Origin of the sequence: Leifsonia sp. NPDC014704 (assembly GCF_043083605.1) — a bacterium.
Taxonomy (GTDB): domain Bacteria; phylum Actinomycetota; class Actinomycetes; order Actinomycetales; family Microbacteriaceae; genus Leifsonia.
Genome location: NZ_JBIBYW010000001.1, coordinates 1,841,581 through 1,857,120, shown reverse-complemented (window position 1 = coordinate 1,857,120; position 15,540 = coordinate 1,841,581). Strand labels below are relative to the sequence as shown.

Below are 15,540 nucleotides of genomic sequence, written 5' to 3'. Positions count from 1 at the left end.
TCTGCCTTGCAAACCGTGGTTTTGGTTTGCGCACTTGCTTGCCTGGGCACCTTCATCGTGGGTGGGTTAGCCGTTGTAGTGCACGCCCCTCACGACATATTGCTGTGGTGTCCGCCAATCATGCTGGGCGCCGCGCTTCTCACCGGTGTCGCTGCAGGTATGTGGGGGTTGGTAATCAGAAGAGAGGCTCGCTACGGATATACGACCCTTGGGGGACGATTCCGTCATCTTGCTCAGATTGATGCTCGCACCGGGCACACGATCCGCCGCGCCGGCGACCCTTTTCCGACGGAAGGCGAGAGGCCCCGATGAGCGATGCTGTCATTATCGGAGCGGGGTTTGCGTTTTTGGTCTTGCTCGGGCTTGGTCTCGGCGTCTATTTGTTGGTTTTGAAGAGGCTAATTCTCGCGCAACGCTTGGCGATAGGCGGCCGATACCCAGGGGCAGTCGTTGTGTCGGCTCAGGCGGGGATGGAGACCGATCGGGCCCTGCGGCGAGTAGCGCGAGCGCGCGGAGTTGAATATGGCAGAACTGGGAAGGTCTATTCGGTTTCGGCTTCTCCCGGCCACCTTCGCTTGCATGTAGCGCGATCAGCTCGCGAGATCGTCGACATCAGCGCTGCAGAGCTCGTCGATTTTCGCATCGGAAGAACCTCCGTTGCTTTTGCCAACTACACGACCGTGATCTTTGGCGTTCGAGCTGCGAACACGACGTTCGAATTGCCACTTCGAGTGATGGGTCCGCGTCCCAGCTCGATGATGACGGCGAACAAGGAGTGGGCTGCGGCCCGCGGGACTGAGATGATGCGAGCCATTTCCGGGCAGCGATGAATCCTGTAATGCTCCATTTGACCGCGTCCACGTCGTCGTGCTCTCGGGGGCTGTCGCCCACGCGCTGGTGACCCGGCGCCCCTGGCGCGACGGTGAGCCGGCACGAACGTCGAATGTCCGAAACCTCGCGGGACCGGTGCAGACGTTCAATGCCGTCTGGGGCGTGGACACGACTGCATGCGATCAGGAAGATCGCGAAGCTCCGCGGCGAGACCGAAGGCCCTCGGGTGAGCCCCCACTTCGTGGTGGCTGTGTCGAGCGGAGGCCTGTCGATCTTTCACGGGCATCGGGGCGACCAAGGGCTCACGGTTGTCCATCCAGCCGAGTTCCGGTCCATCCGGGCAGGTGTGGCCGGTCCCGGCGCTTACACCGCTTGGTACCTCTCCTGCGAAGTCGAGGGACCAACGTCACACTCCCGATCCGGGTGCGCCATCCCTCGAGCCACTTCCTCGTCGCCGAGTATGCCTGGGCTCAGGAGGCTGCTGCAGCTATTTCCGAGATCCTTGGACCACAGCCTCCACCACGTTGAGCGCCCGCGGCTTCACGCAGGCTGCTCTGCCCTTCCTGGGAGCTTCGGTCAGCGTGCCGTAGGCGCGTACCCTGCGTCGTACGATGTGCGAGGACCGAAGGAGGCCGCATGATCGACAAGCTCGACGCCGATCTGATCGCGCTGCTCACCGAGGAGCCGCGGCTCGGCGTGTTCGAGGCCTCGCGGCGTCTCGGGGTGGCGCGGGGGACCGTGCAGGCGCGGCTGGATCGGCTCCAGCGGTCCGGGGTCGTGCGCGACTTCGCGCCGACGATCGACACCGACCGGCTCGGGTACCCGGTGACCGCTTTCGTGACCGCGGAGATCGCCCAGGGCGACCGGGATGTCACCGTCGTCGAGCACCTGCAGGCCATCCCCGAAGTGCTCGAAGTGCACACCATCACGGGTGCCGGTGACCTGATGATCCGCGCCGTCGCCCGCTCCAACACCGATCTGCAGCGGGTGATCGACCGCATCGTCAGCGCCCCGGGCATCATGCGGACGTCGACGGTCATCGCCCTCGCCACCAAGATCGACCACCGAGCGGTGCCGCTCGTTCAGGCGGCGGTGGCCCCCGACGACGACACCAACAACGACGCGAAGAACGAGGAGGAACGCGGCTGATGGATGAGAAGGCTCTGCTGGAGCGTGTGCCGGACGGACTCTACATCGGAGGGGAGTGGACCACCGGATCCGCGGGCACCTTCCCGGTGTACGACCCGGCGACGGGCGACAAGCTCATGGACATCGCCGACGCGTCGCCGGAGGACGGCATCCGTGCGCTCGACGCCGCCGTCGCCGCAGCCGATGCCTGGGCCGCGACGCCTGCCCGGACGCGCGGCGAGATCCTCCGCCGCGCCTTCGACCTGCTGCAGGAGCGGCGCGAGGAGTTCGCGCTGCTGATGACGCTCGAGATGGGCAAGCCCCTCGCGGAGGCGAGCGGTGAGGTCACCTACGGCGGCGAGTTCCTCCGTTGGTTCTCGGAGGAGGCCGTCCGCATCTCCGGCCGCTATGGGAGCAACCCGGAGGGCACCGGGCGCATGATCGTCTCGCAGCATCCCGTCGGCCCGTGCTTCCTCATCACCCCGTGGAACTTCCCCCTCGCGATGGCGACCCGGAAGATCGCCCCGGCGCTCGCCGCGGGCTGCACGGTCGTGATCAAGCCGGCGGAGCTGACGCCGTTGACCACCCTCTACTTCGCTAAGCTGCTGGAGGATGCGGGGCTCCCCGGCGGCGTGCTCAACGTCGTCACGACGACGACCTCCGGCAAGGTCTCCGCCCCGATCATCGCCGACCCGCGGCTGCGGAAGCTGTCGTTCACCGGCTCGACGGAGGTCGGCCGGAAACTCCTGCAGCAGGCGTCCGAGAACGTGCTCCGTACGTCCATGGAGCTCGGCGGCAACGCGCCGTTCGTCGTATTCGACGACGCCGACCTCGACAAGGCGGTCGACGGCGCGATGCTGGCCAAGTTCCGCAACATCGGCGAGGCCTGCACGGCGGCCAACCGGTTCATCGTTCACGAAGACGTCGCCGACGAGTTCGCCCGACGCGTGACCGAGCGCGTGAACGGCCTGAAGGTCGGCCGCGGAACCGACGACGGCGTCACCATCGGCCCCCTCATCAACGAGGACGCGATCGACAAGGCGTCGGAGCTGCTCCAGGATGCGGTCAGCCGCGGCGCCTCCGTGCTCACCGGCGGCTCGCGCGTCGGCGGGACGGGCACCTTCTTCGAGCCGACGGTTGTGACCGGCGTCCGCGCGGGCAGCGAGATCCTCCGCCAGGAGATCTTCGGGCCGGTGCTGTCGATCATCCGCTTCTCCGACGAGGACGAGGCGGTGCGGCTCGCGAACGACACCGAGTATGGGCTCGTCTCGTACGTCTTCACCAAGGATCTGGCGCGGGGGCAGCGGATGATCGAACGCCTCGAGACGGGCATGATGGGCCTCAACGTCGGCGTCGTCTCCAACGCGGCGGCCCCGTTCGGCGGTGTGAAGCAGTCCGGACTGGGACGCGAGGGCGGCTTCGAGGGCATCCACGAATACCTGAACACGAAGTACACGCTCACCCCGAACCCGTTCGGAGCCTGAGATGGCGCTGTCCGAAGCGGTCATCGTCGACGTCATCCGCACCCCCTCCGGGCGCGGCAAGCCGGACGGCGAGCTGTCCGACATCCATCCGGCCGACCTCCTGGCAGGAGTGCTGCTCGAACTCGTTGGACGGACCGGAATCGATCCGGCCGTGATCGACGACGTGATCGGTGGATGCGTCACCCAGTCGGGCGAGCAGGCCGGCAACATCACCCGCACGGCGGTGCTGAGCGCAGGGTTCCCGGAGAGCGTCCCCGCGGTGACGATCGACCGGCAGTGCGGCTCCAGCCAACAGGCAGCGGCGTTCGCGGCGCAGGGCGTGATGTCGGGTGCGTACGACGTGGTGATCGCCTGCGGCGTCGAGTCGATGAGCCGCGCGCCGATGGGGTCGAACGTGCAGGGCGCATCCCTCGGCGGCGAACTGCTGAAGACGCGGTATCCGGACGGCCTGGTCAACCAGGGCGTCGCCGCCGAACTGATCGCCGACCGCTGGGGCTTCAACAGGGGGCAGCTGGACGACTACGCCGCCGACTCGCACGGCCGCGCCGCGTGGGCCGCGGCGAGCGGCGCGTTCGAGGGGGAGCTTGTCGGCGTCCCCACGCCCGACTCCGGCAGCGTCGTCGCGGACGAGACCATCCGTCCGGGGACGACCGTCGAGAAGCTGGCGCAGCTGCAGCCGGTGTTCCGCACCGACCGCCTGGCGGAACGCTTTCCGCAACTCGAGTGGCGCATCACCGCGGGCAACTCGTCGCCCCTCACCGACGGCGCCTCCGCCGCCCTGATCATGAGCGCCGATGCGGCCAAGCGGCTGGGTCTGCGTCCGCGAGCCCGTTTCCACTCGTTCGCCGTCGCGGGGAGCGACCCGCTGCTCATGCTGACCGGCATCGTTCCCGCCACCCGCAAGCTGCTCGACCGCAGCGGGGTGCGGATGGACGAGATAGACGCATACGAGGTCAACGAAGCGTTCGCGCCCATCCCGCTGCTCTGGCGGGAGGAGTTCGGGGCAGACCCGTCGCGGCTCAACCCGCACGGCGGGGCGATCGCGCTCGGGCACGCGCTGGGCTCATCCGGAACACGCCTGCTGGCGACGCTGCTCAACGAGGTCGAGTCACGCGGTGGGCGCTACGGCCTGCAGACCATGTGCGAGGGCGGCGGCACCGCCAACGCGACCCTCATCGAAGTGTTGCGCTGACCGCGCGTCGACGCAACGGCCCACGGAACAACACGAAGGAGAACCATGCTGCTCGACGGATGCTCGGCCATCGTCACCGGCGGAGCCAGCGGACTCGGAAACGCCACCGCGCGCGCTCTCACCGACGCGGGCGCCCGTGTCGTCATCCTCGACCTCCCCAGCTCGGAGGGCGAGAAGGCCGCCATCGCCCTCGGCCCCGGTGCCCGGTTCGTCGCCGCGGACGTAACCGACGAGGCGCAGGTGCAGGCGGCGGTGGACACCGCATCAGGTCTGGCCCCGCTGCGCGTCGTCGTCAACTGCGCGGGTATAGCCACCGCCGAGAAGGTGCTGGGGCGCGACGGCCTCATCCCGCTCGAGCACTTCGAGCGCGTCATCCGCGTGAACCTGATCGGCACGTTCAACGTCGTGCGCCTCGCCGCGGCGGCGATCGCGCAGACCGAGCCGGTCGGTGAGGAGCGCGGTGTGATCGTCAACACGGCGTCGGTGGCCGCATTCGACGGCCAGATCGGGCAGCCTGCGTACTCGGCGTCGAAGGGCGGGGTCGCGGCCATGACGCTGCCGTTGGCGCGGGAGTTCGCGCGCAGCCTCATCCGCGTGATGACGATCGCGCCGGGGATCTTCGAGACGCCCATGATGGCGGGGCTGCCGCAGGCGGCGCAGGACTCGCTGGCCGCGCAGGTGCCGCATCCCTCGCGGCTCGGCCGGCCGGCGGAGTACGCGGCGCTGGTGCGCGCGATCGTCGAGAACCCGATGCTCAACGGGGAGACGATCCGCCTCGACGGCGCGATCCGGATGCAGCCCAAGTAGTCCGAGCGCCCGACCTCCCGCCAACAGCTCCTGAGTTTTTCGGCCCCACGGCGGGGTGTCGCGCGGAAAAACTCAGGAGCTGTTGGCGTGGGTCGGCGGCACGCGCGTCACGCGCCCGAGTGCGCCTCCAGGAACGCGTAGACGTCCGAGTCGTCGACGCCCGGGAACGACCCGGACGGCAGCGGCGACAGGATGTGCGCGTGCAGCCGCGCGCTCGGCCACGCCTTGCCCGCCCACCGTCCCGACAGCGTCGCGGGCGGACGCTTGCAGCACGATTCGTCGGGGCAGCGCGACTCGGCGCGCACGGTCGTCTCGCGGCCGCGGAACCACTTCGCTTCATCGAACGGCACGCCGATGCTGATCGAGAAGCCGCCCTCCGCGGTCGTCCCGGTCTGCGTCGCACACCAGTACGTGCCGGCCGGGGTGTCGGTGTACTGGTACAGCTCCGTGGTCCGGTTGGTGTGGGTGAACGCCGTCCGCGCACCCCATTTCCGGCAGACGACCTGCCCCTCGATGGATCCGGTCACATCCGTCGGCAGCGGGAGCCCGTCGTTCTCGTAGCCCTTGTACAGCGCTCCGTCGTCGCCGACGCGGAGGAAGTGCATCGTCATGTCGAGGTGGCTCGTCGCCAGGTTCGTCAGCCGGAGCGCGGCCGCCTCGTGGGTGACGCCGAAGGCGTCGCGGAAGTCCTCGACGGCGAGGTCTTTGTCCTTCTTCGCCTGCTGCAGGAAGGCGACGGCGGCCTCCCGGGGCATGAGGCAGCAGGCCGCGAAGTAGTTGATCTCCAGCCGCTGCCGGAGGAAGTCCGCGTACGATGCGGGGCGGGTGTGCCCGAGCAGCCGGTGCGCCATCGCCTGGAGTGCCATCGAGCGGAGGCCGTGGCCACCGGGGATGGACGCGGGCGGCAGGTAGATCCGCCCGTTCTCGAGATCCGTGATCGACCGCGCCGACCGGGGGAGGTCGTTGACGTAGATGAGCTCGAAGCCCAGCTGCTCGGCCATGACGCTGACCTCGCGGTGCGTCAGGGCTCCGCGGACATGACCCGACGCGCGGACCCGCTGCTCCGCGAGCTCCTCGATCTCGGGCATGTAGTTGTGCTGGGCGCGCATCCGCTCGCGCAACTCGGTGTTCGCCCGCCGGGCCTCCTCGGGTGTCGCGATCGCCTCGCTCGCGCGTCGGCTCAGTTCGCGGTGCAGGCCGACGATGGCCCGGAGCGTCTCGGTCGGGGTGCCCTTGGTCGGCTTGACCGTCGGCAGGCCGAGTGAGGCGTACAGCGGGCCGCGCTGCGCCCGGGCGAGCTCGATCTCGAGGGCGGAGCGCTCGTCCGGCGGCTCGGCCGACAGCAGGTCGGCCGGCTGGACGCCGAGCGCGGCGGCGAGCGAACTCAGCAACGAGATGCGGGGCTCGCGCTTGCCGTTCTCGATCAGTGACAGCTGGCTTGCGGCGACACCGGCCGCCGCGCCCAGGTCGTCGAGGGTCATGCCGCGCCGGGTGCGGAAGTGCCGGATGCGGTGGCCGAGCGTGGCGACGTCGATGTCGCCCGTGTCCACGGAAGTGCTCATCGCTTCACGATAGCGAAAGATTCGTGATTCTTACAGAGGAAAACGTGGTCACCACCCCCGGAACCTCGCGGATGCTGGAGATGACTCCACTTCTTACGACGAAAAGGACTCCGTCATGAGCATCGCCGAGCTGACCCTCACCGACACGGCCCCGCCCGACGGGATGAACGCCGTGCGCGCCTGGGTCGACGACATCGCCGCTCTCACGCAGCCCGACGAGGTCGTCTGGTGCGACGGCTCCCTCGCCGAGACCGACCGGCTGACCAAGCAGCTCGTAGCGGAGGGCAAGCTCATCCGGCTGAACCCCGAATGGCGGCCGAACAGCTTCCTCGCGCGCACCGACCCCGGCGACGTCGCCCGGGTCGAGGACCGCACGTTCATCTGCTCGGAGGACGAGACGGACGCCGGCCCGACCAACAACTGGCGGGAGCCCGACGCGATGCGCTCCGAGCTCCGGGGCGTGTTCGCGGGCAGCATGCGCGGACGGACCATGTACGTCGTCCCGTTCTCGATGGGACCGGTCGGCGGTCCGATCTCGCAGGTCGGCATCCAGCTCACCGACTCGGCGTACGTGGCCGTGAGCCTCGGGATGATGACGCGCGTGACCGAGACGGTCCTCGACCTGATCGCGGCGGGGCAGCCGTGGGTTCCGACCGTGCACAGTGTCGGCTTCCCGCTCGTCGATGCCGACGGGACCCGTCGCGACGATGTGCCGTGGCCGTGCAACACGACGAAGTACATCGTCCAGTTCCCGAAGACCCGGGAGGTGTGGTCGTACGGCTCGGGATACGGCGGCAACGCCATCCTCGCCAAGAAGTGCTTCGCCCTGCGGATCGCGTCGGTGATGGCGCGGGACGAGGGCTGGCTGGCCGAGCACATGCTCATCATCAAGGTGACGTCGCCGGAGGGGCGGGTGTTCCACTTCGCTGCGGCGTTCCCGTCGGCGTGCGGCAAGACGAACCTGGCGATGCTGCAGCCGAGCATCCCGGGCTGGACGGTCGAGACGATCGGCGACGACATCGCCTGGCTGCGTCCGGGTCCGGACGGCCGGCTGCGCGCGATCAACCCGGAAGCGGGCTTCTTCGGCGTCGCGCCCGGCACCGGCGAGAGCACGAACCGCACGGCGGTCGAGACGCTGTGGGGCAACACGATCTTCACCAACGTGGCACTGCGCGACGACGGCGACGTCTGGTGGGAGGGGCTGACCGACGAGCCGCCTGCCCACCTGATCGACTGGGAGGGGAAGGACTGGACGCCCGACAGCGGTCGCCCGGCCGCGCATCCGAACTCCCGCTTCACCGTGAGCGCCGCGCAGTGCCCGTCCATCGCCGACGACTGGGATGCCTTCGACGGGGTGCCGATCGACGCGATCCTGTTCGGCGGACGGCGTGCGACGAACGTCCCACTCGTGGCGCAGGCGCGCGACTGGCGTCACGGCGTGTTCATCGGGGCCACGATCTCGTCGGAGCGCACGGCGGCGGCCGAGGGGACCGTCGGCGAGCTGCGGCGTGACCCGTTCGCGATGCTGCCGTTCTGCGGCTACAACATGGCCGACCACTGGGCGCACTGGCTGGAGATGGGAGAGCGGCTCGGCGAGCACGCGCCGGCCGTGTTCCAGGTGAACTGGTTCCGCACCGGGGACGACGGCCGGTTCCTGTGGCCGGGATTCAGCGAGAACGCCCGGGTGATCGAGTGGATCGCGCGGCGCGTGGAGGGCAGCGCCGGAAGCGTTGCGACGCCGATCGGGCAGCTGCCGGTGGTGGATGAGCTGGACCTGGAGGGACTCGACCTCCCGAACACGGATGTGGAAGCCCTCTTCGAGGTCGACCCGCAGAGCTGGCTCGCCGAGTGCGACCTGACGGACGAGTTCTTCGCCCGTTTCGGCTCCCGTGTCCCGGCCGCCCTCCGCGCCGAGCTCGCCTCGCTCCGTTACCACCTCCGCGCCTGACCGCCCCCTCAAGCCAACAGCTCCTGAGTTTTTCGCCCTTTTCGGTCGATCTGGGCGGAAAAACTCAGGAGCTGTTGGCGTCGGGGCGGGGAGGGGTTAGACGAGGAGTTGGTGCTTGGCGAGGTCGCGGTAGAGCGGCGTGGTCTCGACGAGCTCGGAGTGCGTGCCGCTGCCGATGACGCGACCGTGGTCGAGCACCACGATCTGATCGGAGTCGACCACAGTGGACAGTCGGTGCGCGATCACGAGCAGCGTGCGGTCCTCCGCCACGGCGTCGATCGCCTCCCGCATGAGCTGCTCGTTGCGCCCGTCGAGGCTCGACGTCGACTCGTCGAGAAGCAGGACGGGCGGAGCGGCCAGCAGCGCACGGGCGATCGCGAGACGCTGCCGCTCGCCGCCGGAGAGCATGATGCCGTCCTCGCCGACAGGTGCGCCAAGGCCGAGCTCGCTCCGCTCCAGCACCTCGGTCAGGTTGACGGCGTGCAGGACGTCGATGCACTCCTGGTCGGTCGCGTCCGGCGCCGCCAGCGTCAGGTTGTCGCGCAGCGAGCCGGCCAGCACGGGCGCATCCTGCTCGACATAGCCGATCTGGGAGCGCAGGGAGACGCGGTCGAGGGTGCGCACGTCCATCCCGCCGAAGCGCACCTCGCCCGCCTGCGGGTCGTAGAACCGCTCGACCAGCGCGAGGATGGTCGACTTGCCCGCACCGGACGGCCCGACGAGCGCCGTCCGCTTGCCGCGCGGAACCCGGAAGCTGACGCCCTGCAGCACTCCGCCGTGCCGGTGCGTTCCCTCGTCCGAGCCGGCTCCGGCCGCGGCCTCCGCCTCGGCGACGACGTCCGCTCCCGTCAGGGCTTCGAACGCGAGCCGCTCCGGCGTCGGCTGCTCGGGCGTCTGCTGCGGGCCGCCGCCGCTGGCCGTGCGGGACCCATCCGCCGCATCCTCCGTCGCGGTGCCCTCCGGATACGCGAATCGCACCTCCACGAACTCGATCGCGGGTGCCTCCGGCGCGAGTGCCTCATTCGCGGCGCCGACGGTCAGCGCCAGCGGCGCGATGTCGCGGTCGTGCTGGTCCTCGGTCGGAAGATCGAGGATCTCCTGGATGCGGCCCAGCGCCCCGAGCGCCGAGTTGACCGCCGCGATGGCGCCGAATGCCTGTCCGAGCGGCAGGATCATCATGAACAGGAACAGGATGAACGCGACCAGGTTCGCGACCGTGATGGCACCGCTCGCGACGCGGAAGCCGCCCACACCGAGCACGACCAGGAACGACACCTGCATGGCGATGCCCGCGACGGGGACGACGAGCGCCGAGATCTTCGCGACCCGGATGCCCATCCGCCAGGCTCCGGTCGCGTCCTCGTCCACCGCCGCGATCTCGCGCTCGGTGGCGTTGGAGGCGCGGATGGTCCGCACCGAGCTGATCGCCCGCTCGACCGCGGCGGCCAGATCGCCCACCTTGTTCTGCGCCTTCTGGCTCGCGACGCGGATGCGGCCGGAGAGCAGCACCACGACGACGATCGAGACGGCCACGACGAGCACGGTCAGCCCGAGCAGCACCGGGTCGATGATGAGCATCGCGATCAGGGCGCCGATGAAGGTGAGCGCACCGCCGATGGCCTCGACCAGGCCCTGCGTCAGGACGGCACGCAGCAGCGTGGTGTCCGATCCGACCCGGGAGACCAGGTCGCCCGTGCGCCGGGTGTCGAACTCGCTGATCGGCAGCCGGAGCAGCCGCCCGACGAGCTTGCGCCGCGACGACAGCACGACGCCTTCGCCGGTGCGCTGCAGCAGGTAGTGCTGGTACCCCGAGATGATCCCGGAGATCACCACGAGGGCGATGAGCCCCCAGACCAGGCCGCCGAACGGCTCCTGCTTTCCGACCACCTCGATGACCTGGCTGACCAGGAGCGGCTGGGCGAGGCTCGCCGCGGCGCCGAGGATGCTGAGCACGATGACGAACGCGAGGACGCGCTTGTGCTCCAGCAGGTAGGGGAGCAGCTGCGAGAACCGCGCGCGGGGGCCGGCGTCGTCGGTGGGCCGCCCGAAGCCGCGACGGCGGCGGGCGGGGGCTGACGTGGTGGACATGACGGTGTCTCCGTTCGGGGGAGGAGGAGGGGCGTCGGGATCGTTGCTTTGCGCTAACTCCGACCGTACTTCTTGTGAACTGCCTGTTTGCTGACACCGAGGGCCAGCGCGATCAGCTGCCAGGTCGCGTTGGCGTTGCGGGCGCGGCGCACGGCGACCGCCTCGAGTCGGTCGAGCTCGCGGTGCATCTTCGCGATGGCGCGGAGGGCGACGATCGGGTCGGCGGAGTCGGCGTCGCCGGCGAGGGTCTGCAGTGTTCCGGAGTCCATGGCGTCAACCATAGTTGACCTCACACGCAACGTCAACCTGGATTGACTTACCGACCCCTCCGAATGTCCCCGGTCGCGGCTACAGTGCTGAACTATGCCGACGCCCGTCATCGCCGCCCGAGACCTGGTCAAGAAGTACAAGGACTTCCCGGCCGTCGACGGCATCAGCTTCGAGGTGGAGCCGGGGGAGTCGTTCGGGCTCCTCGGACCGAACGGTGCGGGCAAGTCCACCACGATGCGGATGATCGGCGCGGTCTCCACCCGCACCGCCGGCTCGCTGAGCATCCTCGGTCTCGACCCGGACACCTACGGGCCGGAGATCCGATCGCAGCTCGGCGTCGTGCCGCAGGCGGACAACCTCGACACCGAGCTCCGCGTGCGCGACAACCTCATCGTCTACGGCCGCTACTTCGGCCTGCCGTCCTCCCGCGTGCGCGATCGAGCGGACGAGCTCCTCGCCTTCGCCCAGCTTGAGGACAAGGCCAAGGCGAAGGTCGACGACCTCTCGGGCGGGATGAAGCGCCGGCTCACCATCGCCCGCGCGCTCATCAACGACCCGCGCATCCTGCTTCTCGACGAGCCGACGACCGGTCTCGACCCGCAGGCGCGTCACATCCTCTGGGACCGCCTCTTCCGCCTCAAGGAGCAGGGCACGACGTTGGTGCTGACCACCCACTACATGGATGAGGCCGAGCAGCTCTGCGACCGCCTGGTCGTCGTCGACAAGGGCACCATCATGGCGGAGGGCTCTCCGGCGGCCCTGATCCGCGAGTACTCGACCCGCGAGGTGCTCGAGGTCCGCTTCGGCTCGGAGCGCAATGCGGAGGTCGCGGAGCGCCTCGACGGCATCGGCGACCGCATCGAGGTGCTGCCCGACCGCATCCTGGTCTACAGCGACGACGGCGAGGCCGAGCTGGTCCGCATCGCCGAGCGCGGCCTGCACCCGCTGACGAGCCTGGTGCGGCGGTCGAGCCTGGAGGACGTCTTCCTCCGGCTCACCGGACGGAGCCTGATCGAATGAGCGTGGCAGTCGGCCCCGCCGGGGGAGCGGCGGGCGATCCCGGCCCCGAGGCCCGCGCCGAGGCGCGGGAGGCGCTCGCCGCGGCCGCACGACCGAGGCGCTTCGGCGCCTGGTACGTGGCCGAGCACCGCTTCCGGGTGATGCGCTCGTACCTGCAGACGGTGCTGGTGACCGGGTTCGGCAACCCGCTGCTGTATCTGCTCGCGATGGGCCTCGGGCTCGGCTCGCTGGTCAGCGCCAACATGGGCCCGAACGCCGTGGACGGCGTGAGCTATCTCGCGTTCGTCGCTCCTGCGCTCCTCTGCACGGCGGCGGTCACGGTGGCGAGCGAGGAGTTCACCTACCCGATCATGCTCGGGTTCAAGTGGAACCCGACCTTCTACGGCATCAACGCCTCCCCGATCTCGCCCGGCCAGATCATCGACGGCGCCGTCATCGCCGTCGTCGCTCGCATCCTGGGCACGAGCGCCATCTACTTCGCGTTCATGGTGCTGTTCGGCGCGGTCCCGAGTCCGTGGGGCTGGGTCAGCATCCTCGTCGGCACTTTGGGCGGCCTCGCCTTCGGCGCGCCGATCATGGCGTACGTGGCGACACTGGAGCAGGACACCGGCCAGATCGCCATGCTGATGCGATTCGTGCTGCTGCCGATGAGCCTGTTCTCCGGGACGTTCTTCCCGCTGTCCTCCATGCCGCCCTTCCTGCAGTGGATCGGCTGGATCTCACCGCTCTGGCACTCCACCGAGCTGAGCCGCGTGTTCACCTACGGCATGAGCGAGCCGCTCTGGCTGTCGGTCGTCCACGTCGTGTATCTCGCCGCGCTCTTCGTCGCCTTCTGGCTGTGGAGCCGCCGCATCGCCGCGAGGAGGTTGAACAAGTGACCGCGACCGACCAGCGTCTCGCCGCCTCCACCGCGCGCCCGCGGGCGATGCGCGCGCTCTACGCGGGCAACGCGCGCTCGGTGATGCAGCGCGGCTGGTCGGCGACGCGCAGCACCAACTGGCTGGTGATCGTCTCGGGCTTCTTCGAGCCGATCTTCTACCTGCTGTCGCTCGGAATCGGTTTCGGGGCTCTCGTCGGCGACGTGCAGACCTCGTCCGGTCAGACGGTGCCGTACGCGGCCTTCATCGCTCCGGCGCTGCTCGCCACCGCGGCGATGAACGGCGCCGTGTACGACTCCACCTGGAACGTCTTCTTCAAGATGCACTTCGCGAAGCTGTACGAGGGGATGCTGGCCACCTCGCTCGGGCCACTCGACGTCGCGCTGGGCGAGATCCTGCTTGCCCTCCTGCGCGGTGCGCTGTACGCGCTCGGCTTCATGCTGGTGATGCAGGCCCTCGGGCTCAACCTGTCGTGGTGGGCCCTGCTCGCGCTGCCCGCGGTGCTGCTCATCGCGTTCGGCTTCGCGAGCTTCGGGATGGGCATCACCAGCTACATGAAGACGTTCCAGCAGATGGACTGGATCAACTTCATCCTGCTGCCCATGTTCCTGCTGTCGGCGACCTTCTACCCCATCACCGTGTACCCCGAAGCGATCCAGGTGATCATCAAGGCGCTTCCGCTGTGGCATGGCGTCGAGCTGGTCCGGGGCCTGACGACGGGGATGGTCGACTGGGGCATGCTCTGGCACGTCCTGTACTTCCTGGTCATGATTGTGCTCGGCCTGATCCTGACCACCCGTCGCCTGCGCGCCCTCTTCCTCGACTGAGCGGCGAGAGCCGGAGTGCGTCAGCTCACGTTGTCGGCGAAGTCGATGTCGCGCGTCTCCTTCGACAGCAGGAGGGCGATGAGCGTCAGAACGGCCGCCAGCGACAGGTAGACGCCGACCCAGACGGTGCTGCCGTCCGCGAGGGTCCACAGCCACACCGCGATGGTGGGCGCGACCGCGGCGCCGAGCACGCTGGACAGGTTGTACGAGATCGCGGAGCCCGTGTAGCGGACGTTCGTCGGGAACAGCTCTGGCAGCTCCGCACCCATCGGCCCGAACGTGAGCCCCATCAGCGTGAAGCCGATAATGAGCAGCGCCATGGTGCCGACGGTGCCGCCCGCGAACAGCGGGACGAACAGCAGGCCGAACACGATGATGCCGATGGTCACCCAGATCAGCGTCTTCCGACGGCCGAAGCGCTCGGCCAGGGGGCCGGCCACCAGCGTGAAGATGCCGAAGAACACGACGCCGATGATGAGCATGATGAGGAAGTCGTTGCGGCTGTAGCCGAGACCCGGGACGAACGTGGCGGACGAGAACGTCTTGCCCGCCTTCTCAGCTGCTGCCTGCGCCTGCTCGGCGGTCGCGGCGGTCGTGCCGTACGTCAGCGTGAACGCCGTCATCAGGTAGAAGAGCACGTACGTGGCCAGCATGATGAAGGTGCCGAGCACGATCTGCCACCAGCTGGTGCGGAAGACGCGGGCGAGGGGAAGCTTGGCCACCTCCCCGGTGTCGACGACCTTCTGGAACGCCGGGGTCTCGACGAGCTTCAGCCGGACGTAGAGGCCGACGATGACGAGCACGGCGCTCAGCAGGAACGGGATGCGCCAGCCCCAGGCGGCGAAGGCGTCGGGGGAGATCGTCAGGCTGAGGATGAGGAACAGCACATTGGCGACGATGAAACCGATGGGAGCGCCGAGCTGCGGGAACGTCCCGTAGATGGCGCGCTTGCCGGCCGGGGCGTTCTCGGTGGCGAGCAGCGCGGCGCCGCTCCACTCACCGCCGAGCCCGAGGCCCTGGCAGAACCGCATCACGACGAGGAGGAACGGCGCCCAGAACTCCCAGCCCGGCACCTGCGCGGTCGGCAGGCACCCGATGAGGACGGTGGCGATGCCCATGGTGAGCAGCGAGCCGACGAGGGTGCCCTTGCGGCCGATCCTGTCGCCGAAGTGGCCGAACAGGATGGAGCCGACCGGCCGCGCGATGAAGGCGACGCCGAACACGGCGAATGACGATAACAGGGCGGTCGTCGGGTTCTCGTTGGTGAAGAACAGTGCGGGGAACACCAGGACTGCGGCGGTCGCGTAGACGTAGAAGTCGTAGAACTCGATCGACGTGCCGATGAGGCTGGCGAGGATGACGCGCCCGCGGGTGTTCGCGGGTGCCGGCGTGGTGACGGGGGCCGTCGTAGACATGCGTTGGAGAGCTTCCGGTGAAGGCGAGAGAGGCCGCATGGCGTGCGCGGCGTCGGTCGGGCGGAAGGCGCGCGTGGGCGGGAGGTCGGA

General features: G+C 69.0%; 13 protein-coding genes. 9 read left to right on the top strand and 4 right to left on the bottom strand.

The genetic code is table 11. From position 1 onward, the window contains the following. The first annotated feature begins 308 nt into the window (after positions 1-308). The 5 genes from ACF1AJ_RS09065 to ACF1AJ_RS09045 all read left to right on the top strand — a co-directional run bounded on the left by ACF1AJ_RS09065 (position 309) and on the right by ACF1AJ_RS09045 (position 5,442). Positions 309-830 (top strand): hypothetical protein, encoded by a 522-nt coding sequence (locus ACF1AJ_RS09065; protein WP_391507025.1) that lies wholly within the window; start codon positions 309-311, stop codon positions 828-830. A gap of 637 nt (positions 831-1,467) precedes the next feature. Further along, positions 1,468-1,980 (top strand): Lrp/AsnC family transcriptional regulator, encoded by a 513-nt coding sequence (locus tag ACF1AJ_RS09060; protein ID WP_391507024.1) that lies wholly within the window; start codon positions 1,468-1,470, stop codon positions 1,978-1,980. Continuing rightward, positions 1,980-3,443 (top strand): NAD-dependent succinate-semialdehyde dehydrogenase, encoded by a 1,464-nt coding sequence (locus ACF1AJ_RS09055; protein ID WP_391507023.1) that lies wholly within the window; start codon positions 1,980-1,982, stop codon positions 3,441-3,443. The genes ACF1AJ_RS09060 and ACF1AJ_RS09055 overlap by 1 nt, the downstream gene beginning before the upstream one ends. 1 nt (position 3,444) lies before the next feature. Continuing rightward, positions 3,445-4,635, top strand: coding sequence for a thiolase family protein (locus tag ACF1AJ_RS09050; RefSeq protein ID WP_391507022.1), 1,191 nt, complete (start codon positions 3,445-3,447; stop codon positions 4,633-4,635). A gap of 45 nt (positions 4,636-4,680) precedes the next feature. Next, positions 4,681-5,442, top strand: a complete 762-nt coding sequence (locus ACF1AJ_RS09045; protein WP_391507021.1) for a 3-hydroxyacyl-CoA dehydrogenase — start codon at positions 4,681-4,683, stop codon at positions 5,440-5,442. A gap of 107 nt (positions 5,443-5,549) precedes the next feature. On the opposite strand, the gene ACF1AJ_RS09040 is transcribed toward ACF1AJ_RS09045, so the two are convergent. Next, positions 5,550-7,004: a helix-turn-helix domain-containing protein gene (locus ACF1AJ_RS09040; protein WP_391507020.1), complete on the bottom strand. Its 1,455-nt coding sequence runs from the start codon at positions 7,002-7,004 to the stop codon at positions 5,550-5,552. A gap of 115 nt (positions 7,005-7,119) precedes the next feature. Here ACF1AJ_RS09040 and ACF1AJ_RS09035 point away from each other — a divergent pair, with 115 nt between their 5' ends. After that, a complete protein-coding gene (locus tag ACF1AJ_RS09035; RefSeq protein WP_391507019.1) occupies positions 7,120-8,952 on the top strand; it encodes a phosphoenolpyruvate carboxykinase (GTP) in 1,833 nt (610 codons plus the stop codon). Between the two features lie 96 nt (positions 8,953-9,048). Here ACF1AJ_RS09035 and ACF1AJ_RS09030 read toward each other — a convergent pair whose 3' ends face one another. Then, entirely contained in the window at positions 9,049-11,040 is a 1,992-nt protein-coding gene (locus ACF1AJ_RS09030; RefSeq protein ID WP_391507018.1) for an ABC transporter ATP-binding protein, read from the bottom strand. Between the two features lie 53 nt (positions 11,041-11,093). Beyond that, a complete protein-coding gene (locus ACF1AJ_RS09025; protein WP_309856974.1) occupies positions 11,094-11,309 on the bottom strand; it encodes a hypothetical protein in 216 nt (71 codons plus the stop codon). 94 nt (positions 11,310-11,403) lie between these two features. Here ACF1AJ_RS09025 and ACF1AJ_RS09020 point away from each other — a divergent pair, with 94 nt between their 5' ends. From ACF1AJ_RS09020 to ACF1AJ_RS09010, 3 genes are read left to right on the top strand one after another with little or no spacing between them, the layout of a single operon-like run. Further along, on the top strand, positions 11,404-12,330 hold the full coding sequence (locus tag ACF1AJ_RS09020) for an ABC transporter ATP-binding protein (protein ID WP_391507017.1): 927 nt from the start codon (positions 11,404-11,406) through the stop codon (positions 12,328-12,330). Then, the gene (locus ACF1AJ_RS09015; protein WP_391507016.1) at positions 12,327-13,208 is read left to right on the top strand and encodes an ABC transporter permease; all 882 of its coding nucleotides are present in this window, start codon (positions 12,327-12,329) and stop codon (positions 13,206-13,208) included. Before ACF1AJ_RS09020 ends, ACF1AJ_RS09015 begins: the two co-directional genes overlap by 4 nt. Positions 13,209-13,255: 47 nt before the next feature. Next, positions 13,256-14,035: an ABC transporter permease gene (locus ACF1AJ_RS09010; RefSeq protein ID WP_391507458.1), complete on the top strand. Its 780-nt coding sequence runs from the start codon at positions 13,256-13,258 to the stop codon at positions 14,033-14,035. A gap of 20 nt (positions 14,036-14,055) precedes the next feature. Here ACF1AJ_RS09010 and ACF1AJ_RS09005 read toward each other — a convergent pair whose 3' ends face one another. After that, a complete protein-coding gene (locus ACF1AJ_RS09005) occupies positions 14,056-15,450 on the bottom strand; it encodes an MFS transporter (protein WP_391507015.1) in 1,395 nt (464 codons plus the stop codon). Between the last annotated feature and the right edge of the window lie 90 nt (positions 15,451-15,540).